Raw genomic sequence first — 25,227 nt, 5'->3', positions numbered from 1 at the left:
TTCACGCCCGCGCTGCAAACACCTCGTGCAGTTCGGTGCCCGCCAGGGACTTGTCCTGGCGGGTTTGGGCGGTGAGACCGTGCAGGGTGAGGACTTCGCAGAACTGTGCGAGCCGGTCGTCGCGGTCGTGGACCTCGGCGACCACGCAGCGGATGCGCGACCAGTCGGATTCGGCAATGCCCAGCAGCACATCGAATTCGGCGCGTTCGACGTCGATCTTCAGCACGCCGATCTCGGCGGCAGGGTCGTACTGGGACAAGATCGCCGACACCGTGGTGACTTCGACGTCGATCTGTTCGCCGTCGTGCAGGCCGGTGGTGATGAGCGTGATCGCCTCGTCGGGTAGGCCGCTGTTGCGCAGGAAGGTTTTGGTGGCGTCGTCGTCGGCTTCGCGGTCGGCGTACAGGCTCGAGTTCGCGGTGGCGCGCGGGTACCAGGTGAACGGCAGCACGCCGGGTGCGGCGCCGACCGCGACTTCCAGGGCGATTCCGCCGGGCACGTAGGCGGCCATGTTGCGGTGCAGGCAGTCGTAGGTGGCGGGGGCGGGTTCGGCCGCGATCACCCGCACGGCGGGGTCGACTTCGGCGAACATCATGGCGCTGAGGCCGATATTGGCGCCGATGTCGATGGCGAGGTCGCCGGGGCGCAGGGTGGCCGCGGCCCGGCGGTAGTACCCGTCGACGATCATCTCGTGCCAGAGCATGCGCGCTTCGGCGGGGCTGGTGCAGGTGACGGTGCGGCCGTCGTCGAGGCGCAGTTGCTGCTGTGTGGTGGTCATGTGGTCATGAATCCTTCGAGGATCGGGCCGATCACGGCCAGCGCGGACGGGTGGGTCAGTTCGAGATGGCGGGAATCCAGGACAGTGTTGTGGATGCGGCCGGTGATGTGCGGTTGCCACGTGGCGGCGATGGCCTCGGTGTCGTCGCGGTCTTTACCTGCGGTGAAGAAGATCAGGTCGCCGTCGAAGGTGCGCGGCTGGTAGTTGTGCGCGAGTTCGCCTGCGGTGGCGAAACTTTCCATCACCCGGTCGATCTGTTCGCCGCTGAACAGGCCGGTGCCGGTGATCTGATCGCGCACGACCTGCCAGGCCTGTTCGGGGGTGCTGGCGGTGACGGTGTCGCCGAGATCGAACAGCTCACGCCACCCGCCCAGCAGGTCGGCCATCAACTCCCCCGGCGCGGATTCGGGGGCGGCCGCGGTCGGGGGCGCACCGGCGGCACTGTCCATCATGGCCAGCATGGCGACCTGTTCGCCGCGGTCCTGCAGCTGTGTCGCGACGGCATGGGCGATTTCGCCGCCCAGCGACCAGCCGAGCAGGTGGTACGGGCCGGTGGCTTGGGTCCGGCGGATCTCCTCGACGTAGCGGTGCGCCAACTCGTCGATCGACGTGGCACTGGCCTCGCCGGCGACGACGTGGGGGTCCTGCAGGCCGTAGACCGGCCGGTCGTCGCGCAGGTGCCCGACCAGTCCGCCGTAGAACCAGGCCAGGCCGCCCGCGGGGTGGATGGCGAACAGGGCGGGGGCGTCGCCGGTGGGGCGAAGGGGTAGCAGCACCTGCATGCCCGAGCCGCCTTCGGCCTCGTCGACTCGGCGGGCCAGTGCGCGTGGGGTCGCGTCGTCGAACATCCAGGGCAGTTCCAGTTGTACGCCACGGCCTTGGAGTTCGGCTACTGCCATAGTGGCCAGCAGGGAGTTGCCGCCCAAATCGAAGAATCCGTCGCCTGCTCCGACTCTGTCCACGTTCAGCGTGTTCGCGAAGACCTCGGCAATGGCGATCTCGGAAGGTGTTCGCGGCGTGTCGAATTCGTCTCTGGCGGCCTCGAAATCGGGTGCGGGCAATGCCTTTCGGTCGAGTTTGCCGTTGACGGTGACCGGGAGCGAATCCAGCACCACGATGGCCGAGGGCACCATGTAGCCGGTGAGCAGCTCGGTGACGGCTGCGCGGACCTGGACCGGGTCGATGGTCTTGCCGTCGACGGGCACGACGTAGCCGATCAGCTGGTCGACGTCCTTCGCGTGCCGGTGCACTGTCGCGGCGGCCTGGGCGACGTCGGGGTGGCGCAGCAGCGCCGATTCCACTTCGCCCAATTCGATACGGAATCCACGCAATTGGATCTGGGTGTCGGCGCGGCCTAGGTAGTCCAGTTCCAGCGCGTCTCCGTTGCGCTGCCACCTACCGATGTCGCCGGTGCGGTACAGCCGACTGCCGGGCGCACCGAACGGATCGGCGATGAACCGACCGGCGGTGAGCGCGCCTGCGCCGTGGTAGCCGCGCGAGAGTTGTCCGCCGCCGACGTAGAGGTCGCCGGTGACGCCGACCGGGACCGGCCGCAGGCGTTGGTCGAGCACGTAGACCGCCATACCCGGTAGGGCGCAGCCGATTCCGCCGTTGGCTGCCTGGTCGATGTCAGCGTAGGTCACGTGCACGGTTGTTTCGGTGATGCCGTACATGTTCACCAGGTGCGGTGTTCCGGCCGGGTGGGTCTGGAACCAGCCGGTGAGCCGGGCGGTGTCGAGGGCTTCGCCGCCGAACACGATGTAGCGCAGGGTCAGTTCGTCGCCGCTGTGTCGGCGTTGCGCATCGATGAATCCGTAGAAGGCAGAGGGTGTTTGGCTCAGGACGGTGACCTTTTCGCGGGCTACGAGGTCGACGAAGGCGTCGGGGGTGCGGGTCGTGTCGTAGTCGACGACTACCAGGCGTCCGCCGGACAGCAGGGCGCCCCACATTTCCCAGACCGCGAAATCGAAGGCGTAGGAGTGGAACAGCGTCCACACGTCGTCGGGTCCGACGTCGAACTTCTGTGCGGTGTTCGTGAGCAGGGTGACGACGTCACGGTGGGTGACGGTCACGCCCTTCGGCCGTCCGGTGGAGCCCGAGGTGTAGATCATGTAGGCGACATTGTCCGGGCGAGCAGTCGTGGTCTGAACGCTCTCGACGGTCACGTTGTCATCCAAATGGATTATCGGGCCGTGGAATTCGGGAACCTCCGCTGCCATCGTGGAGGTGGTCAACATGGCTACGGGTTGGGCGTCGTCGAGCACGAAGCGCAGCCGTTCAGCCGGGTATGCCACGTCCAGCGGCAGGTACCCGGCACCTGACATGACCACCGCCAGCAGTCCGACGACCAGGTCTGCCGAGCGCGGCAAGGCTACCGCCACCAGAGTTTCCGGTCCCGCGCCACACGAGATGAGTTGGGCAGCAACAGCCTTGGCGCGCTGGTCCAGTTCTCCGTAGGTCAGGACCGTGGTTCCGTCGGTTATCGCGACAGCGTTGGGGGCGGCGGTCACCCGTCGCGCGAACAGGTCGGCGAGCGTTTCCTCTGGGACCTGGGCGCCCGGCTGCCCTGCCGCCTCGAGTACCTCGTGGCGTTGGTGCGGTGTGATGAAGTCGATGTCGCCGACGAGGGTCTGCGGGTCGGCGGTGACGGTTTCCAGGATGCGGAGGTACCAGCGGGCGAACCGCTGCATCGACTCTTCGACGAAAAGGTCTGTGGCGTAGGTCAATCGGCCGATCATGCCCAGGGGGTTGCCGTCGGCGTCGAAGCGTTCGACCAACTTCACATTGAGGTCGGACTGCGCCTGGTCGATGTAGTCCTCGACCGGTTGCACCGTGACGCCCGGCAGGTCCAGTGCGGCGCGATCTAGGTTCTGGTAGTCGATGGTGACCTGGTACAGCGGCAGGTGGGCGGTGGAGCGCGGTGGGTTCAGTGCCTCCACGACCTGTTCGAAGGAGATCTCGGCGTGCGCGAGGGCGGCCAGATCCGCGGCCTTGATGTCCTTCAGTAGTGCGTGGAACGGTTGATCGGCGGGGACGGCCGTGCGCAGGACGACGGTGTTGACGAACATGCCGATCAGGTCGTCGAGTTCGCGTTCACCACGCCCGGAAACCGGGGTGCCGACCGCTACGTCGTGGGTGTTGGCCAGCCGGGCGAGCAGGATGCTCAAGGCGGCGTGCGCGACCATGAACGGGGTCGCGCCCGCGGCTCGCGCGACCGCGCCGATGCGTTCCTGCAGTGCGGGTTCGATGGCGAAGTCGGTAACTCGCCCCCGCATCGACGCGACCGGGGGGCGCGGCATGTCGGTCGGCAGTTCCAGCAGTTCCGGGAGGCCGGCCAGAGTTTCGCGCCAGAAGGCCAGTTGGCGTGACAGCATCGATGCGGGATCGTGCTCGTCGCCGAGCAGATCATGTTGCCACAGTGCGTAATCCGGGTATTGGACTGCCAGCGACGGCCAGGCGGGGTCGGTGTCGGTGCGGACCGCGTGGTAGGCGGCGGCGACGTCGCGGGCCAGGGGGATCATCGACAGGCCGTCGGCGCAGATGTGGTGCACGGCGATCACCAGCACGTGATCGTCGGGGCCCAGTTCGAACAGTTCCGCGCGCACAGGCGGCGCCTCGGTGACCTGGAAGCTCGCCGACAGCAAAGTCGCGGCCGCCTTCGGCAGTACCGATTCCTCGATCGACACGGGGGTCAGGTCGGGCATGACCTGCTCGGCATCGACGACCACCTGATGCGGAATACCGTCGATCACAGGGAATTTCGTGCGCAGTGACTCATGACGGTCGATCACCAGCACGCAGGCTTTGCTCAATGCGGCGATATCGAGTTCGCCGGTCAACCGGATCGCCAGGGGCACGTTGTAGGCGCCGACGGAGGCGTCGAGTTGGTTGAGGAACCACATGCGTTGCTGCGCGGGCGACAGTGGCACCGGGCCGCTGCCGGTGCGTCGGGTCAGTGCCGGGCGGTCGACGTGATCGCGGCCGGTCAGCCGGGTCGCGAGGTCGGTCAGGGTCGGGTACTCGAACAGGTCGCGCACGGCCACCCGCACGCCAAGGGCCGTGCTCAGTCGTGCGGTCAGGCGGGTGGCGGTCAGAGAATTGCCGCCGAGGTCGAAGAAGTTGTCGCCCATGCCGACTCGGGGCAATTCCAGGACTTCGGCGCAGGTGTCGGCGATGAGCTGTTCGGTCGGGGTGTTGGGGGCCACGTATTCGACGGCGGCGAAGGTCGGCATCGGCAGTGCGGCACGGTCCAGTTTTCCGGTGGTGGTCAGTGGAAGTTGTTGCAGCACAACGCAGATGTCGGGAACCATGTGGGCGGGCAGTCGACGTCGTGCCGTTGCGCGCACCTGTTCGGGGTCTACGTCGTCGCCGGTGAGGTAGCCGATGAGTCGGTCTGTGCCGTTGTCGTCGGTGCGCAGCAGCGCTACCGCGTGTGTGACGGTGGGGTCTTCGGCCAGTACGGCTTCGATCTCGCCGAGTTCGATGCGTTGGCCGCGGATCTTGACCTGGTGGTCGGCGCGGCCGAGGTATTCCAGGGTGTGGTCGGCGGTCCAGCGGACCCGGTCGCCGGTGCGGTACATGCGCGCGCCGGGATCGTAGGGATTGGCGAGGAAGGTCGTGGCCGTGGCGGTGGGGCGGCCGAGGTAGCCGCGGGCCAGTTGGATGCCGCTGACGTACAGTTCGCCGGTCACGCCGATCGGCACGGGTCGCAGGTGTGCGTCCAGGACCACCGCGGAGGTGCCGCGGATGGGGCCGCCGAGGGTGATGGGTTCGCGGGGAGTCAGGGGGTCGCTGATGGCGACCATGATCGTGGTCTCGGTCGGTCCGTAGCCGTTGAACAGGTGGCGGCCGGGTGCCCAGAGTGCGGTCAGTTCGGCCGGGACCGCTTCGCCACCGGCGACCAAGACCTCGAGGCTGTCGAGCCCTTCGGGTGACATGGTGGCGAGGACGGTCGGGGTCAGGAAGGCATGGGTGACGGCGTTGTCAGCGATGAGCTGCGCGAGTTCGGTGCCCGCGTAGGTGTCGGGCGGCGAGATGACCAGGGTCGCGCCGTGCGGGTGGGCCATCAGGATCTCGAGCATGACCGCGTCGAATCCTGGTGCGGCACACTGCAGCACCCGCGACTCGGGGGTGACTTGATACCGATCCCGTTGTTCGGCAGCGAAATTCGCCAGACCGGCGTGGGTGACCGCGACGCCCTTCGGGGTGCCGGTGGTTCCCGAGGTGTAGATGACGTAGGCCAGGTCGGTCTCGCGGACCGTCCGTAGCACCGGGGTGGTCGGTTGCTGTGCGATCTGTTCAGCCGACGACGGGTCATCGATAACCAGCCGCGTCCATTCACCTTGCGGGGCACCAACATCGGTCAGGGTCAGCACGACACGGGCATCGCAGTCGGCGAGCATGACCGCGAGTCGTTCGTGCGGGTTGCGTGGGTCCAGCAGGGCGCCGGCGGCGCCGACTTCGGCCAGGGCCCAGATGGTGGTGATCAACGGGATCGAGCGCGGCATGACCACGCCGACGGTGTCGCCGGTTTCGACGCCGTGTTCGATCAGCCAGTGGGCCAAACGGTGTGCGCGAGTGTCCAATTCGGTGAAGGTTGCGCTGTCCGATCCGAACATCACTGCCACGCCGTCGGGCCGTTCGACCACGCCGCGTCGCAGCAAGTTCGTCAGTGATTCAGGTGCCGCCTGCGCCGCGCCCCTGGCTGGGACCAGTGCCGCGTGCTCTGCGGCAGATAGCAGGTCGATGTCGGCGATTCGGCCGGTGGGATCGGTGGCGATGCCGCGTAGGACCCGTTCGATGCGGTCTGCCAGACCCGTTGCGGTTGCGGTCACGTTGTCGACGCGGGCCGGCTGATAACGCACGCGGATATGCAGGGTGTCGGTGTGGTGGGCCTGCACGGTGATCGGGTAGTGCGCGGCGTCGGTGCCGACCACATCGGTGACTCGCACGCCGTCGATGTCGGCATCGCCGAGTCCGCTGCTGTCGACCGGGTAGGACTCGTAGGCGACCAGCGTGTCGAACAGTGGCCCGCTACCCAGCGCCGCCATGATCGCCGACAGTTCGATGTGGTGGTGGTCCAGCAGCGCGGTCTTGTTCGCCTGCAACTGTTCCAGGGCCTGCACGACGGTGCGGTCACCGCGCACGTGGACGGGGACCGGCAGTGTGTTGATGAACAGTCCGATCATCTGCTCGACGCCGGGCACCTGCGCGGGCCTGCCGGACACGGTTTCACCGAACACGATGCGTTCGCGACCCAGTTGCTTGGAAAGCACTGTGGCCCAGGCGAACTGCACGATGGTCGACATCGTGACGCCGATGGTGCGGGCGAGCTCGGTCAGGGCGGTGGTTGTCGCGTCGTCGAGGTCGATGGTCAGGTCGACCGGTACCTCGACGGTGGCGTCGGAACCCGTTTCGGCGATCAGGGTGGGTTCTGCGAATCCAGCCATAGCGTCGCGCCAGGTCTGGATGCCTGCGGTGGTGTCTCGCTGCGACAGCCAGGTCAGGTAGTTGCCGTAGGACGGTGCGGGCGTCAGGAGGGCCGCGTCGTCGCCTGCGGCGTACAGGCCGACCAGGTCGCGCAGCAGCAGCGGCAGTGACCAGCCGTCGAGCAGGATGTGGTGGGCGGTCATGATCAACCGGAACTCGGTGGGGGTCACGGTCGCCAGAACAAAACGCACCAGGGGCGGGTCGGCGGGGTCGAAGGCCAGTGCGCGTTCGGCTGCGAGGATTTCCGGCAGGTCCGCTTCGGCTGTTTCGAGGGTGCGCCAGTGCAGGGGGGTGTGTGCCGGAACGACCTGTGCGACAACACCATCGGTGGTGCGGGTGAAGGCCGATCGCAGGTTCGGGTGCCGTTGCAGCAGGTCCGCGGCGGCCTTGCGGAGCCTGGCCTCGTCGAGCGGGCCCGTCAGGGTCATCTCCGATTGCGCGGTGTACACATCCAATTCGCCCGCGGCGAGTTCGGCGTGGAACAGCAGGCCGGCTTGCAGCGGCGCTATCGACCAGACGGCTTCGAGGGGGCCGTAGCGCTCGGTGAAGGTGTCCAGGTCTTGCTGGGTGAGGGCCACGAGCGGGGTGTCCGACGGGGACAGGCCCCAATCTGCTTCCTGTACTGCGGTTTCCGCGAGTTCGGTCAGAACTGCTGTCCACTCGTCGAGGAGCTCGCTGACGTCCTCGCCATCCAGTAGCCGTGTGGCGTAACCGATCTGGGCAGACAGCGTGGGGCCTGCGGGGGTGTCGATGATGCTGGTGTCGACGGTCAGGGTGGCGGCGGCGGGCATGTCCGGGTCGAAGGCGGCTTGACGGTCGAAATCGTCGGCGGCGGGGACCCAGGCGACGCCCGACAGTGCGGCGATGTCCACGCCCGCACGGCCGAGGTTGTTGAAACTGATCTGTGGGGCGGGCAACTTCGACAGTTGGTGCGCGGTTTCCGGGTTCAGGTAGCGCAACATGCCGTAGCCGACGCCCTTGTCGGGCACCGCGCGCAACTGTTCCTTGACCGACTTCACCGCGGCACGGGGATCGGTGCTGTCGATGTCGAGGTCGACCGGGTAGGCGCTGGTGAACCAGCCGACCGTGCGGGACAGGTCGGCGCCGGGGGCGAGTTGTTCTTCGCGGCCGTGACTTTCGAGCAGAATGCGGGCACCGCTGTGCTCGACGCCACGGTTAGCGCGCCAACGTTCCAGTGCCAGAACGAGTCCCGCGAGCAGGGCGTCGTCGGTAGTGGCATGTGCCGCGCTGGGCACAGCGCCCATCAGGGCTGTGGTGAGTTCGACGGGCAGTGTCAGCGTCAACCGCTCGACCGTGTCCTGCACGTCGACGGTCGGGTCGAGGACGTCGCGACCCAGCAGCGGTTCAGGACGTGCACCCATCCCCTGCCACAGCGGCAGTTCGTCGGCACGGTCTTCCGCTGCCGCCGATACGGCTTGCGCCCAGCGACGCATCGAGGTGCCCACCTCGGGCAGCTCAGCCGTGCGACCCTGCTCGATCTGCTGCCACGCGGCGACGAAGTCGGGGATCAGGATCCGCCAGGAGACGCCGTCGACGACCAGGTGGTGGATCACGATCAACGCACGCCCCGACGCCGCCACGCCGGGCTCGGGCAGCAGGCACACGACCTGCACCATCGCGCCATCCGCAGGGCTCAGTCGTGCCGACGCTTCATCGAGCGCACTCTCGAGCAGCGCCGCGAAACCGTCACTGCCGGGACCACTCTCGGCTCCGAACGTGCGCACCGAGACCAGCTGTTCAGCATCGACGGTGCCTGGTGACAACACCTCGAGGTACGACTGGGGCGCTGCGTCCGACAACGCATCCTGTTGCCCGGAACTCAGACGCGCACGCAGCATGTCGTGCCGGTCCAGCACGGCCTGAACGGTGACGACCACATCTGCCGGGCGGGCATCGCCGGGGAGCTCGACCAGCAGTGACTGCGCGAACCGGTCGGCAGCAGGGCGGTCCAGATACCAGGACACGATCGGGGTCCGGGCTATCTCGCCGACGCCACCGCCGGGCAGTTCCTCGAGGGTGACTCGACCCGCATCCTCGGCAACCGCGGCTAGTCCGCGAACTGTCCTGTGCTCGAAGATGTCTCGTGCCGTGACGACGACTCCGGCGGCCTTCAAACGGGATGCCAACTGGATGGACATGATCGAGTCGCCGCCGAGTGCGAAGAACGACTCATCGGTTCCTACCGTGGCCACCCCCAGCACCTCGGCGAAAACTGTCGAGATGGTCTTTTCCAGTTCGGTCACGGCGACAGCCGAACCTTGTGCCTGGGCAACAGGTTCTGGGAGCGCGCGCCGGTTCACCTTGCCTGTCGCCGACACAGGCATCTCGTCGAGGACCATGATTACCGCGGGCACCATGTGTTCGGGCAGTGCACCCGAGATCCGGTCGCGGATCGCGGCGGTGTCGATCGTGGCACCATCGTCGGCGACCAGGTAGGCGGCCAGCATCGGCTGACCCGCCTGACCGCGCTTGCTCACCGTGACTGCCGAGGCGACGTTCGGGCAGGCGACCAGTGCGGCGTCGATCTCGCCGAGTTCCACCCGCTGGCCTCGGATCTTGACCTGGAAGTCGGCGCGGCCCACGTATTCGATGGTGTGTTCGGCGCTCCAGCGGACCAGGTCGCCGGTGCGGTACATCCGGGTGCCGGGGGCGCCGTATGGGCCGGCGACGAACGCGCCTGCGGTGGCGCCCCGCCGGTTCAGGTATCCGCGGGCCAGTGCGTTGCCCGACAGGTACAGCTCGCCGACCACGCCGATCGGAACTGGGCGCAGCCGTGCGTCCAGCACGACCGCGTGCACGCCGCGAATCGGCGCACCGATGGTGATCGGGTCCCCCGGCTGCAGCTGCGCGCTGACGCTGACCGCTACCGTGGTCTCGGTCGGCCCGTACACATTGTGGAACCGCCGTCCCGGCGCCCATGCGGCGACGAGTTCGGCGGACAGCGCCTCACCGCCGACGGTCAGCATTTCCAGGCTGTCCAGGCCTTCGGGTCGCAGTGTCGCCAGCACGCTGGGCGTCACGAAGGCGTGTGAAACCCGTTGGGTCCGAATCAGTTCGGTCAATTCCGCGCCAGCGAATACATCGGCAGGCGAGACCACCAGCGTGGCACCGGCGGCGTAGGACATCAGCGATTCCATCATCACCGCGTCGAAGGCGGGCGCGGCTACCTGCAGGACTCGGGAGTCGCGGTCGATCTGGTAGTGCTGGTGCTTCTCTGCGGCGAAGGCCGCCAGTCCGGCGTGTGTGACAACAACACCCTTGGGCAGACCTGTCGAGCCGGAGGTGTAGACCAGGTAGGCGGCGTCGTCGAGTCGGGCGGGGGTGAAGGCGTGATCTGTTGGTGCGGTGGATAGTTCAGCGATGACGTCGTCTTGGTCCAGGCACATCCAGTCGACGGTGTCCGGCAGCGACGAACGTGCCGAGCTCAGCGTCACTCCGAGCGTGGCCCCGGAATCCTGCACCATGTGCGCGAGCCGATCTGCGGGGTAGCGCAGATCCATCGGCATGAACGCCGCACCGGTCTTCGTGATCGCCCACAGGCCCACATGGAAGTCCACCGATCGCGGGATCGCCAGGGCCACAAAGATTCCCGGTGCGGCACCCGCACGGGCCAGCAGGACAGCCAGCTGATCGGACCGCCGGTCGAGCTCACCGTAGGTCAGGGTTTCGCCGTCACCGATCAGCGCGGTCGCCGCCGGGTCCGCCGCGGCGACGGTGAGCAGTTGGGGCAGTGTCTTCGGCCGCACCGCGGCTTCGCGCCCGGCGGGGAGCAGCTGCTCGGACTCCTCGGTGGTGAGCAGGTCGATAGCCGCGATGGCCACGTCCGGTTCCGCGGTGATCGTGTCGAGAACGCGTAGCAGGCGGTCGGCGAATCGGGTCGCGGTGGCCGCGGTGAACAGGTCGGTGGCGTAGACGATCTCGCCGTCGATTCCCGCGCCGTCCACGCGTTCGTTCAGCAGCACGGTGAGGTCTGTTTTGGCCTGTGCCACACCGGGATCGAGAATGTCGACGTCGATGTCGTCGAGTTCGAAGCGGGCGGGGTCAGCGTTGCGGAAGCCCAGCATTACTTGGTACAGCGGCGAATACGCGGTCGAGCCCGCCCGATCCAGCACCTCGACCAGCCGTTCGAACGGCACGTCCGCGTGCGCGAGCCCTTCCAGGTCGGTGCCGCGCAGGTCGGCCAGGAATTCACGGAACGGCAGGTCCCCGTCGACCCGGGTGCGCAGGGCGACCGTGTTGACGAACATGCCGACCAGATTGTCGAGTTCGGGTCGTCCACGGCCACTGACCGGGGTGCCGATGGTGATGTCGTCGGTGTGCGCGGTGCGCGAGAGCAGGATCGCCAGCGCGGCGTGCAGGACCATGAACACCGTGACGCCTTCGCGGCGCGCGAGCGCGACCACGGCGTCGTGCAGGCTCGGTTCGACGGTGAACCCGACACTGCCACCGTCCATGGACACCACCGCGGGACGCGGGTAGTCGGTGGGCAGGGCCAATAATTCGGGCGCATCGGCGAGAACCCGCTGCCAGTAGGCGATTTGGCGCCCCGCCATCGACGTGGGGTCGTCTTCGGCGCCGAGCAGTTCACGCTGCCACACCGCGTAGTCCGCGTAGTCGACAGGCAGCGGCGGCCACAGCGGGGTCGTGTCGGTGCGACGAGACCGGTACGCGGCGAACACATCCCGAGCCAACGGGGCCATCGACGCACCGTCGGCGGCGATGTGGTGCACCACCAGCACGAGCACGTGTTCGTCGGCGCCCGTGCGATACAACCGGGCGCGAACCGGTGTATTCGAAGCGATGTCGAAACCCGCCTCCACTTCCGCGCGCAGTACCGACGTCAGCTGCGCCGGATCGGCGACCTCGGCGACAGAGATGTCCGCGGCACCCACCGCACTGTCCAACACCAGCTGACGCGGTTGCCCACCCACAGCCGGGTAGATGGTGCGCAGCGTTTCGTGCCGGGCCACCACATCGCCCATCGCCGCCCGCAGCGCCGCCACCTCGAGCGGGCCGGTCAGCTTCGCCGCGAAGCCGATGTTGTACGCACCCGAGGCGGGGTCGAGCTGGTTGAGGATCCAGATCCGCCGTTGCGCCGCTGCGAGGGGGATCTCGGCGCGATGGTGCCGGCGCACCAGCGGCACGCCCGCGTAGCCGTCGCGCAGGGCGATCTTCTCGGCCAGTTCGGCCACGGACGGCGCCTCGAAGATGTCGCGCACACTCACACGCACGCGCAGCGCGGCCTCCGCCCTGGCCGCCAACTGTGCGGCGGACAGGGAGTTCATGCCGATGTCGAACAGGTCGGCCACGACACTGACCCGGTCGGCGCCCACGATCTCGGCGACGATCTTGGCCAGCACCGCCTCCCGATCGGTGCGGGCGACGAACTCGTCCGTGGGCCCGTTCTCGTCGGCATCGGAGCCGAGGAACCCGTCGACGTCGTCGAACGCCGCGTGCGACAGCGCCGACCTGTCGACCTTGCCGTTGGTGTTGAGCGGCAAACTGTCCAGGACCTTGACCGCGGCGGGGACCAGGTAGGACGGCAGCAGTCGGGCGAGCCGCTTGCGCACGGTCGCCCCGTCCAGGGCCGCGCCGGGTGCGGGCACCACGTACGCGGTGATCCGGTCGGCGGTGACGATCGCGACCGCGCCGGCCACGGTTTCGATCGAGTGCAGCGCGGCTTCGATGTCTTCGGGCTCGACTCGTTGGCCGTGGAACTTCACCTGGAAATCGCTGCGGCCCACGTACTCGAGCGCACCGGTAGTCGACCAGCGGACCAGGTCGCCGGTGCGGTACAGCCGCTCCCCCGGCTCCCCGAACGGATCAGCGATGAACACCGCGCAGGTGAGGTCGGGGCGGTCGTGATAGCCACGGGCCAGCTGGATTCCGGCGACGTACAGGTCGCCGATCACGCCGACCGGCACCGGCCGCAGTCGCGCGTTGAGCACGAAGGCCGACATCCCGGTAACCGGGTAGCCGATCGGAACATTGTGCGGGGCAACGGAATCCGTGGTGCACCGGTAGGCGGTGACGACTTCGGCCTCGGCGGGCCCGTACCAGTTGACCACCTCGGCGTGCTCGAAGATCTGCCGAGCGCGCTCGGCGGTGCGCTGGGCCAACGCCTCACCGGCGGGGAAGACGTGGCGGACCGTGGACAGCCGGGTCACGGCCGGGTGTTCCAGCAGCACGTCCAGCATCGCGGGCACGAAATGGACGGTGGTCACGTGTTCGTTCGCGATGGTCTCGGCGAGGTAGGCGGGGTCGCGGTGGCCGCCGGGTTCGGCGACGACGATCGAGGCGCCGGTCTGCAAGGGCCAGAACAACTCCCACACCGCGATGTCGAAGGTGATCTGGGTCTTGTGCAGCACCACGTCTGATTCGTCGTGCGGGAATTCGCTTTGGGCCCACGCCAATTGGTGGGCGGTGGCGGCGTGGGTGAGGGCAACACCCTTCGGGGCGCCGGTCGACCCGGAGGTGAACAGTACGTACGCGGTGTTGTTCGCTCGCAAGGGTGCGCGGCGGTCCTGGTTGCCGACGGGTTCGGCGGACTGTGCGCTCACGTCCAGGTCTTCGAGGCGAATACGTCGGACGGTGCCGGGCAGTGCCGTGTCGTCGGCGGCGGTGGTGACGACCAGCAGCGGCCCGGCGACCTCGAGCACGTGGGACAGTCGTGCGGTCGGGTGGTCGGGGTCCAGCGGCACGAAGGCGGCACCGGATTTCACGACGGCGTAGACGGCGGTGATGAGTTCGATCGACCGGTGAATCGCCACCGCCACAGTGGTTTCGGGGCCCGCGCCCAGGTCGATGAGGTGGCGGGCGAGGCGGTTCACCTCACCGTCGAACTCACGATAGGTCAGGGTTCGACCACCGGGGACGCGGACCGCGACCGCGTCCGGGGTGCGCGCCACCTGCTCGTCGAAGGCGTCGACCAGGGTGCGGTCCGGGTGCACCAGTGGGGCGTCCAGCGGGCGCAGCAGGCGGGTGCGGGTCGCTTCGTCGGCGAGGTCGATCTCCCCCGCGACGATCTGCGCGTCGGTGGTGACGGCATCGAGCACGCGCACGAACTGTTCGGTCAACCGGCGCGCGGTGTCCTCGTCGAAAAGGTCGGTGGCGTAGGTCAGTCGCAGGTTCATGCCCGCGATCTCGTTGTCGCGGCCGCGGTCCTCGGTGACCATCAGCAGCAGGTCGCAGATGGCGGCGTCGGCGCCGACGTCGATCGCGTCCACGGCCAGACCGGACAGTTCGAGCTGGGCAGGGGGCATGTTCTGGTAGGCCAGCATTACCTGGAACAGCGGTGAATGTGCTGTCGAGCGAACCGGATTCAGCACTTCCACCAACTGTTCGAACGGTGCGGCGGCGTGGTCGAAGGCTTCGATGTCAGTGCGTCGGGTCAGCTCGAGCAGGTCATCGAAGCGCTGGCCGGGGTGTACGCGGGTGCGCAATACCAGGGTGTTGACGAGCATGCCGACCAGGCGGTCCAGGGATCGATCGCCGCGTCCCGCGTAGGGGATGCCGATGGCGATGTCGTCGCTGCCCGACAGTTGGGCCAGCAGCACCGCTAAGGCGGTGTGCGCCACCATGAATGGGGTGACGCCGCTGTGTCGTGCCAGTGCCGCAACGGCTTCCGCCACCTCGGCGGGCACCGTCGCGTGGACGGTCGCGCCGCGGTGGGTCTGTTCGACCGGGCGGGGCCGGTCCGTGGGCAGGGCGAGGACATCGGGCAGTCCCGCGAGTTGGGTGCGCCAGTAGCGCAGGTCGTTTCCCGGCGCGGAGTCGGGTGCGGCGAGCTGTTCGCGCTGCCACAGGGCGTAATCGGCGAATTGCACTGGCAGCGGCGACCATTCGGGAGCGGCACCGAACCGGCGGGCGCTGTAGGCCTCGATGATGTCGGCGGCCAGTGGCGCCACCGAGTACCCGTCGCAGTTGATGTGGTGCACCGACAGAGCCAGTGCGTGCGAGGTTTCGGTGCGGCGGAACAGGGCCACCCGCAGCGGTGCACCCGCGGAAACGTCGAATCCGGTGCCGAAGAACTGGGTCAGCCGTGGGATCAGGTCCGCTTCGGATACCGGGTGCACGGTGAGATCGCAGCCCGCCATGACCTCCTCGGCGGACAGCACCATCTGACTGGGGGTGCCGTCGTGGGCCGGATAGGTGGTGCGCAGGATTTCGTGCCGCTCGATGACATCGTGCAGGGCGGCGATCAGCGCCTCGATGTCGAGTTCGCCGTCGAGGCTGATCGACAGGGGCACAACATAACTCGCCGCGTCGGGATCGAGCTGGTTCAGCAACCACATCCGACTCTGCGCAGGCGAGAGCGGGATGCGCTCGGGTCGCCGCCGCGCGACCGGGCCCGCGACGCTGCCGACCGCGCGCAGACGTTCGACCCAGCGGGCGAGTTCGGATACCGTCGGGGCTTCGAAGATCGCGCGCACGGGGATGGTGACGCCCAGTACCTCGCCGATTCGGCTCAGTGCCCGCGTGGCCAGCAGCGAATTGCCGCCGAGGGTGAAGAAGTTGTCGTCGGCGCCGACCCACGGGGTGTGCACCAGGTCGGCGATCACCCCGGCGATGGTTTCTTCGGCGATCCCGCTGGGCGCGCGGTAGTGGGTGGCGGTAAGGGCGTGTGGGGTGGGCAGGGCGCGGTGGTCGATCTTGCCGTTGACGGTGAGTGGGATCGAGTCGATCCGAATCACTTGGGCGGGAACCATATACGCGGGCAGGCGTTCCAGCAGGAATGCTCGGACCGCGTCGGGGTCGATCGTCTCGGCGCTCACGGCGTAGGCCACCAGCACCTGCTCGTCGGCGACGCCGTGCACTCTGACCACCGCGGCACCGATGTGGTCGTGCGCGAGCAGCGCGGCTTCGATATCGCCGAGTTCGACGCGCAGGCCACGGATCTTGATCTGGGAATCACTGCGGCCGACATAGCGCAACCGGCCCGCCGAGTCCCAGCGAGCCAGGTCACCGGTGCGGTACAGACGCGCACCCGGCGCCGAGCCGAAGGGGTCTGCGACGAATGCGGCGGCGGTCAGGTCGGGGCGGGCGTGGTAGCCGCGGGCTAGTTGGATACCACCCAGATACAGCTCGCCCGTGACACCTGCCGGGACGGGTCGCAGCCGTGAATCCAGCACGTGAGCAACGACATTCGCCTCGGGTGTTCCGATCGGGACGGTGGGGCCGTCGAGCTCGCCGATCTCCCAGGCGGTGGCGCTGACCGCGGCTTCGGTGGGGCCGTAGAGGTTGTCGACGCGCGCGTCGCTCACGCCGCGGAACCGGCTCACGGTGGCCGAGTCCAGGGCCTCGCCGATGCACAGCACCTGCCGGACGGTTGCGAGATCGTCGCGGGTCGCGGTGTCGAGGAATGCCGACAGTAGCGAGGGCACGAAGTCGACCACTGTCACGCTGTGGTCAGCGATCAGCCTGGCCACGGCGGCGGGGTCTGTGTGGTCGTCTCGGCCCGCGACGACCAGTGCGGCACCGCAGGTGGGTGCGGTGAACAGTTCCCACACCGACAGGTCGAAGGTGACGGGGGTACGCAGCAGCAATACATCAGCAGTGCCGATGTCGTAATGACCAGTGAGCCAGCGCAATTGGTTGACGACGGCTTCGTGGGTGAGTGCGACACCCTTCGGCACGCCGGTCGAGCCGGACGTGAAGATGACGTAAGCCAGGTCATCCGGTCGCAGCGGCCTGACACGGTCGGCATCGGTAACCGGCGCGGTATCAGCCGTGCCGTTCACAGCAGCGACATCGGTCCCCGAGGCCGCGATATCACCCGCCTGATCGGTGCCGAGCATGGGCTTGCCGCGATGTGCGCGAAGGTCGGCCAGACGCAAAACCGGTGCATCAGTGGGCATTTCGAGGTTGTCGCGAATCAGCACGGCGTCCGGTTGTGCGGTGGCCAGGACGGTGCGAAGACGATCGACCGGATGGTCGGGATCCAGCGGCAGGTAGGCCGCACCTGCCGCGTGGATGGCGTACAGCGTGGTGAGCAGGTCGACCGAGCGTCGCATCGACACTGCCACAACACTTCCCGGACCGATGCCATAACCGATCAGCACCCGCGCCAGGGCATTCACCTCGGCACCGAAGGCGCTGTAGGTGAGCGTGGAACCACTGTCGGCGTCGATGACCGCGGTGAGTTCCGGTGTCGCCGCGACCTGCGCCGCGAACAGGTCCGCGATCGTCGCGCCGTCGCCGGGGACGTCGGGCCCGGTTTCGCGCAGCGCCAGCTCGTCGAGTTCGCGCGGACTCACCAGCGGCAGGTCGCCCACGGGCAGGGTCGGGTCGGCGACGACACCGCGCAGGATCGCGACGAATCGTTCGAACATCGGCACGATGGTGGTCTCGTCGAAAAGATCGGTGGCGTAGCCGAATTCGACCTGCATGTCGCCCGGCGCACCGTCGGCACCTAGGGTGTCGACCAGGGTCAGGTGCAGGTCGTATTTGGCGACGCCGGGTTCGACCAGGTCGGCCGCCACCGTGAGCCCGCCCAGGCGCAGGGTCGGGATGTCGATGTTCTGAAACGTGAAACCGACCTGGGTCAGTGGTTCGTGCGCGGTGCTGCGCGGCGGGTTGAGAACCTCCACCAACTGTTCGAACGGGATCGCCGCGTTGTCGAAGGCGCCCAGATCGCACTCGCGGGCACGGTCGAGCATCTCGGTGAACGGGGCGCCGGTGTCGACCTGGACGCGCAGCACCAGCGTGTTGACGAACATGCCGATCAGCGGGTCCAGCGCCGGTTCGCCACGGCCGGCGACCGGGGTGCCGACCGCGATGTCGCCGGTGCCCGACAGGCGCGCCAGCAGCACCGCGAACGCGGCGTGGGCGACCATGAACAGCGTCGTGTCGTGGCGACGTGCCAGCGCGATCAGGTCGCGGTGCAGGTCGGCGGGGATGCTGGTGGACAGGTTCGCCCCGCGGAACGATTGCACCGGGGGGCGCGGGCGGTCGGTGGGCAGGTCCAGCATCTGGGGCAGGTCGGCCAGCGCCGCGAGCCAATACCGGATCTGGCTGGCGGTCACGCTGCTGGGGTCTTCCTGGGTGCCCAGGATCTTGCGTTGCCACAGCGTGTAGTCCGCGTACTGGACCGGCAGCGGCGCCCATTCGGGTTGCCCGCCGGTGGAACGGGCCTGGTAGGCCACGGCCAGGTCGGCGGCGAGCGGTGCTAGGGAGGAGCCGTCGATCGCGACATGGTGGATGGTCATCACGACCGTCCACTCCTCGGAGGTGGTGCGCAGCAACAGGATTCGCACCGGGACCGTGGCGCTCACATCGAAGCCGATGGCGGTTTCCCGCGCGATGCGGTCACCGACCTCGGCCTCGGCGACCGTCTCGACCGTGAGTTGAGGGATCGCGTCGTGGTCAGCGGGCAGGATCTGTTGCCAGGGCCCGCTGTCGCTGTCGGGGTAGCGGGTGCGCAGGGATTCGTGCCGGTCGATGACATCGGCGAGGGCGGTTCGCAGCGCTTCGACGTCCAGCGGACCGGAGATCCGCACGACCACGGGCACGTTGTAGACCGCGGCTGCGGTGTCGAACTGGTTGAGGAACCACATGCGGGCCTGTGCGGGCGACAGGGGAATTCGGTCCGGCCGCTGCTGGGGAATCAGGCGCTGGTGGGTGACACCCGGAATATCCCCCAGTCCAACGGCATCCAGTGTTCGAGCGAGCGCGTCGACGGTCGGGGTTTCGAACAGGGCGCGCACCGCGATATCGGTGCCGAACACGTCCGACAGTCGTGAGGCGACCTTGGTCGCGGTCAGCGAGTTGCCGCCCAGATCGAAGAAGTTGTCCAGCGCGCTGACGTGGGGCGCACCGAGCACGTCGCGATATACACCCGCGACGAGTTGTTCGGTGGGGGTGCGCGGGGCGATATCGGGGGCGGTCTGCGGAAACACCGGCTCGGGTAGCACCGCGCGGTCGAGTTTGCCGCTGGCGGTGAGCGGGAATCGGTCCAGGACCATGCAGACATCGGGCACCATGTGCGCGGGCAGCCGGTCGCGCGCGGCGGCACGGACCTGCTCGCCGTCGACGCCCGCGCCGACCAGGTAGCCCACGAGACGGTCGCTGCTGTGGATCACCACCACCGCGTTGGTCACCGCCGGGTCTTGCGCCAGCACGGCTTCGATCTCGCCGAGCTCGGTGCGCTGGCCGCGGATCTTCACCTGATGGTCGGCGCGGCCCAGGTACTGCAGGGTGTGGTCCGCGGTCCATCGGACGAGGTCGCCGGTGCGGTACATGCGGGTGCCCGCGCCGCACGGGTCGGCGACAAAACTGGTCGCGGTCGTGGTGGGTCGGTGCAGGTAGCCGCGCGCCAATTGCACACCGCCGATGTACAGTTCGCCGGTCGCACCGACCGGGACGGGCCGCATTCTGGCGTCCAGGACCTGCGCGGTGATGCCGCGGATGGGGCCGCCGATGGTGATCGGGCCGTGCGCGGGGATCGGGTCGCTGATGGCGACCATGATGGTGGTCTCGGTGGGCCCGTAACCGTTGAACAGCCGCCGGTCCGGCGCCCAGGTGGCGCCCAGGTCGGCGGTGAGGGCTTCGCCGCCGGAGACCAGGACCCGCAGGCACTGCAGACCCTCCGGTGACATCGAGCCGAGCACGGTCGGTGTCAGGAAGGCGTGCGAGACCTGGTGTTGCCGAATGAGTTCCGCAAGTTCTGTGCCCGCGTAGACATCGGGCGGGGACACGACAAGTGCGGCGCCACCGGGGTGGGCGAGCAGGATTTCCAGCATCACCGCGTCGAAGCCCGGACCGGCTGCCTGCAGCACGCGTGCGGTGGGGTCGACGTCGTAGCGGTCCTGCTGTTCGGCTGCGAAGTTCGCCAGCCCCTGGTTGGTGACCTCGACACCCTTGGGCACACCGGTGGTTCCCGAGGTGTAGATCACGTACGCCACGTCACCGGGATGCACAGGCCTGCCCCGGTCGGCGTCGGCGATCGGGGCCGGCGAATAGTCGGCGGTGATGCTGCGCGAGACCGGGTCGGCGACCACCAGCAGCGACCACGGTCCCTCGGGCGCGGCGCCCTCGACCTCGGCGCTGGTCAACACCACGCGCGGCGCGCTGTCGGCGAGCATGGCGCCGACGCGGTCCCGCGGATTGCGCGGATCGATGAGGACAAGGGCCGCACCGGTTTTCGCGACGGCCCACACGGCTACCACGAAATCGGCCGAGCGCGGCAGGACCATGGCCACCACTTCGCCGGGTCGGGCGCCCTCGTCGAGCAGACGTCGAGCGAAACGGTTCGACGCCGCGTCCAGCTCGGTGAAGTCGAGGTGCTCGGTGCCGGAGAGGACCGCCGGACCCGCCGGGGAGATCGCGACGCCGCGTGCCAGCAGGTCCGCCAAGGCGATTCCTGGCACCGCGTCAGCTCCCCGAACCGGTTGCAGCGCAGAATGTTCGGTGGTCGACAGCAGCTCGACGTCGCCGACCGGCGTGGACGGGTTCGCCACCATCGCGTCCAGGATGCGGCGCAGACGGGCGGCGAGCTGCTCGATAGTGTCGGGGTCGAACAGGTCGGTGGCGTAGTTGATGCGCAGCGCGACATCGCCGGTGCCCGCCGCATTGGCGCCGACGGTGACCACCAGGTCCACCTTCGCGGGTTCAGCCCCGGGATCGAGGACTTCCACCGTGAGATCGGGCAGGGTCAGGCGGGGCAGGTCGGTGTTGTCGAAGGCCAGATACACCTGGCACACGGGCGCGTAGGCGGGGGAACGTTGCGGGTCCAGCTCCTCGACTACGCGATCGAACGGCAGGTCACCGTGCGCGAAGGCGTCCAGGTCCACGTCCTTGACGCGTTCGAGGAAGGCGGTGAACGACTCGTCACCGCGCACCGGGATGCGCAGGGCCACGGTGTTGACGAACATTCCCACCAGGGGCGCCAGATCCTGTTCACCACGGCCGGCCAGCGGTGCGCCGATGACGATGTCGGCGGTGCCCGACAGTCGGGCCAGCAGGACGGCGAGGGCGGCGTGCACGACCATGAACGGCGTGACGTCCGCGGCGCGGGCCAGGCGTTCGATGTCGGCGTAGGTCTGTGCGGGGAGTTGGGTCGCCATGACCGCTCCCCGCATCGAACTGCGCGCGGGGCGCGGGCGATCGGTGGGCAGTTCCAGCACGGCGGGGATGTCGGCCAATTGTGCTGTCCAGTAGGTCAATTGGTCGGCGGCGAGTGAGTGCACGTCGGTTTCGTCGCCGAGCAGCTGACGGTGCCAGTCGGCGTAGTCGGCGTACTGCACCCGCAGCGGTGGCTGATCGGGTGCGGTTTGCTGTGAGCGTGCCGCGTAGGCGGTGGCGAAGTCGACGGCCAGTGGCGCCAAAGAGGTGCCGTCACAGCAGATGTGGTGCAGCACCAACACCAGCACGTGATTGTCGGGGGCCGTGGTAAGCAAGGCGGCGCGCAGGGGCGGGCGAGCACAGACGTCGAAGCCTTCGGCGGACAGTTCGCGAATTCGGTCCGCGAGCTCGTCCTGCTCGACTTGTTCCGGGGTGCGGTCGAACTCGGTCAGCGCGGTCTCCGCGGACATGATCTCCTGCGTGCCCTCGCCGTCGCGGGCGGGGTAGCGGGTGCGCAGCGCCTCGTGGCGTTCGAGCACATCGCCCAGGGCCGCACGCAACGCGACGGGGTCCAGTCGTCCGGTCAGGCTCAGCACCAGCGGGATGTTGTAGGCGGCGGACGCGGGGTCGACACGGTTGATCAACCACATACGATGCTGCGCGGGCGCCAGCGGCAACAGCCCGTCGCGGGCGATCGGCGCCAGTACTGGCCGCACCCGGCGACGTGCCCGTCCGACGCACTCGGCGAACCCGGCCACGGACGGGTTGGCGAACAGATCACGCACCGACAGTTCGCATTCGGTCGCATCGGCGACGCGAACGACGGCACTGGCAGCGGTGAGCGAATTGCCACCCACCTCGAAGAAGCTGTCGAACGCACCGACCCGCTCCACACCCAGCACTTCGGCGAAGACTTGCGCGACAGTGGTTTCGGCGTCATTTCGCGGGGCCACATAGGTGGCCGTCGCACCTGCCGCGGGTTCCGGCAGTGCGCGCAGATCGAGCTTGCCGTTGACCGTCAGTGGCAGCTCGTCCACGACCATCACGACCGAGGGGATCATGTATTCCGGCAGCAACGAACCGGCCTGGGCGACAACAGCATCCACGGCACAGTCGGCACCTGCGGCAACGACATAGCCCACCAGTCGCGCCGCATCGGTGTCGGCCCGATGCACCACCACCGCGGCGGCGGACACCGACGGATGTGTCAGCAGCGCGGCGCGGACCTCGTCCAGTTCGATGCGGAATCCGCGCAGCTGCACCTGCTGGTCCGCACGGCCGCGGTACTCGAGGTCACCGTGGTGATCGCGGCGGGCCACGTCACCGCTGCGGTACATCCGCTCCCCCGGCGCACCCCACGGGTCGGCCACGAACCGTCCCGCACTCAATGCGGGCCGGCCCAAGTAGCCGCGAGCCAATTGCGTTCCCGCCACGTAGATTTCGCCCCACGCACCGACCGGCGCCGGACGAAGCCGCCGATCCAGCACATAGGTGCGCAAACCCGGCAGTGGCGTGCCGATCACACTGGGCGCACCGGACACGGCCAGGTCGGCCGACATGTCCGCGCGGGTGACGAACACGGTGGTCTCGGTGATGCCGTAACTGTTGACGATGACCGGCCCGGCCGGATTGTCCTCGTACCAGGGCGCCAGTGCAGCCGGATCCAGCCCCTCGCCCGACAGCACGACCACCCGCAGCGCCAGCTCGGGCGCACCGGTTTCGAGGTGTCGGCGCGCGGCAGCAGCGAATTGATAAAAGGCGGAGGGTGTTTGGCTGAAGATGGTGACAGCCTCGCGAGCCGTCAGACGCACAAGTTCGGCAGGAGCGCGCGCAGTGAGCCCATCCACGACCACCACGCGACCACCGGTGACCAGCGGCCCGAAAACCTCCCAGATCGAGTAGTCGAACGCCACCGAGTGCAGCCAGGTCCACACATCGGTGTCTCGAATATCCAGGGCCGCACAGGCATTCGCCAGATAGGTCGTGACGGCGCGATGGCTGATCACCACACCCTTCGGCCTGCCCGTCGAGCCGGAGGTGAAGATGACATACGCGGCGTCGTCCGAGCGCAGCGGCGCGGTGCGGTCGCTATCGGTGATCGGGTCCGTCGAGCCGTCGAGGTAGTCGCCGGCGTGCAGCACCATCGACCGGCCGGAAATCAACGCTTCGGTGTCCGCATCGACCAGCACCACTGCCGGATCAGCCTGGTCGACAACGTATTCCAGCCGCTCGGTCGGGTGGGTGATATCCAACGGCAGATACGCGGCACCGGATTTCAGCACAGCCAACATCGCCACGATCACCTGCGTGCCACGCGGCAACGCGAGGGCGACCAGCGCACCTGGCCCCGCACCCCGCGCGATCAACCGGCGCGCGAGCCGAGTGGAGCGCTCGTCCAGCTCCCGATAGGTGATCGTCGCGCCGTCGGCGGTAACAGCGGCGGCCAGCGGCGTCGAAACAGCCTGCCGCCGCAGCGAATCCACCAGCGTTTCGTCGGGCATGACACCGTCGATGCCGGCGGAGGCCTCGATGATCAGCTGTTCCTGCGTGGCCGTGACCAGCGGCAGGTCCACCACCCGCTCATCGGACTCCGCGGCGATGAAGCGGTGCAGGAAGTCGATGAAACCGTCTGCGTGCGCGTCGATCTCGCGCTGACTGTAGAGATTCTCGTTGCCGTGCAACTCGATCAGCAGCGGGGCGTCCGGGCCCGTGCGGTACAGGTTGATCTGCAGGTCCTCGAGCGCACCCGAGGTGAGCGCGCGATAGCGGCCGACGGCGTCGCCCAGATGGATCGCGGAGTCGAAGAACAAGATATTGAGCACGGGTCCGAAAGTGTTGGTGGAGTTGTCGATCGCCGCCGATTCGCGGCGCAGATCCTCGAACCGGTAGCGCTGATGACGCAACGCGGACACCAGTTCGCTGATCGACGCCTGCACCAGCTGACCAACTGTGGTGCTGTCGTCGACGGCGAACCGGATCGGCACCATGTTGGCCAGCATCGCCGCGGCATTGCGCAGCTTCATCGTCACCCGAGCACTCATCGGGACCGACAGCACCACCTCGTCGGCACCGGTCATCCGTGTGAAGAAGGCCGCGAAGGCCGCGACAACGACCTGGGCGGCGGACGCATCGAGTTCGGCGCTGCGTCGATCCAGCAGCGCGCACAGATCCGCCGGAAGTTGCCGTGCCGCAACCTCATCCACGGTCCCCGCCCGCGCCGCACGACCCGAGAGTCCGGCCGGTGCGGGCAGGTCGGCGACCTTGTCGAGCCAGTACTGCCGATCGGCGGTGAACCGCGAGCTCTCCCGATACTTCTGCTCCTCCGCGGCGATATCGCGCAACGCGGCGGCCACCAACCGGACGGGCTCTCGACCTTCGGTCAGTGCGTTGTAGTGCTCGGCGACCCGGTTCACCACATTGAACGCGCCGTAACCGTCGATCACGAGGTGATGGGCGCGCGCGTACCACAGGTGCACGTCGTCGCTGATCTTGATCAGTCGCGACTGGGCCAGTTGCTCCCCGGTGATGTCGACCCGCCGGGTGTAGTCCCCGCGCATCCAGTCCAGCGCCGCGGCCATCGGATCGCTGTGCGCGCTGACATCGAGAACCAGTTCGTTGAACGTGGTGCTGTGGTCGACCAGCTGGTACGGGCGCCCGTCGACCTCGACCACGCGCACCATGAGCGATTCGGTTTCCTCGAGCGCCTCGTGCACCGCCCGGTTGAACACCGCGACGTCGATCGGACCCTCGATCTCGACGTACTGCGCGATATTGGTCGCCGGACCACTGTGCGCACTATCCGCGAACCACATGCCGTATTGCGCGGACGAAAGCGGGATCAGATCCCGATTTCCGGCACAGCTTTCGACAGACTCCAT

General features: G+C 68.1%; 2 protein-coding genes. Both read right to left on the bottom strand.

Annotated elements, in window-relative coordinates:
- Position 1 precedes the first annotated feature (1 nt).
- A complete protein-coding gene (locus ACFWU5_RS10445) occupies positions 2-778 on the bottom strand; it encodes an FkbM family methyltransferase (RefSeq protein ID WP_379266890.1) in 777 nt (258 codons plus the stop codon).
- A complete protein-coding gene (locus tag ACFWU5_RS10440; protein WP_379266889.1) occupies positions 775-25,227 on the bottom strand; it encodes a non-ribosomal peptide synthase/polyketide synthase in 24,453 nt (8,150 codons plus the stop codon). The genes ACFWU5_RS10445 and ACFWU5_RS10440 overlap by 4 nt, the downstream gene beginning before the upstream one ends.

This window comes from Nocardia sp. NPDC058640 (genome assembly GCF_042716995.1).
In the GTDB taxonomy this organism is placed as follows: domain Bacteria; phylum Actinomycetota; class Actinomycetes; order Mycobacteriales; family Mycobacteriaceae; genus Nocardia.
Note: the sequence above shows the minus strand (reverse complement) of the source record. Positions and strands in the feature narration are given on the sequence as shown.

Excerpts from the sequence above, each read along its gene's own strand:
- ACFWU5_RS10445 (WP_379266890.1), bottom strand. The coding sequence starts at position 778 with ATGACCACCACACAGCAGCAACTGCGCCTCGACGACGGCCGCACCGTC.
- ACFWU5_RS10440 (WP_379266889.1), bottom strand. The coding sequence starts at position 25,227 with ATGGAGTCTGTCGAAAGCTGTGCCGGAAATCGGGATCTGATCCCGCTT.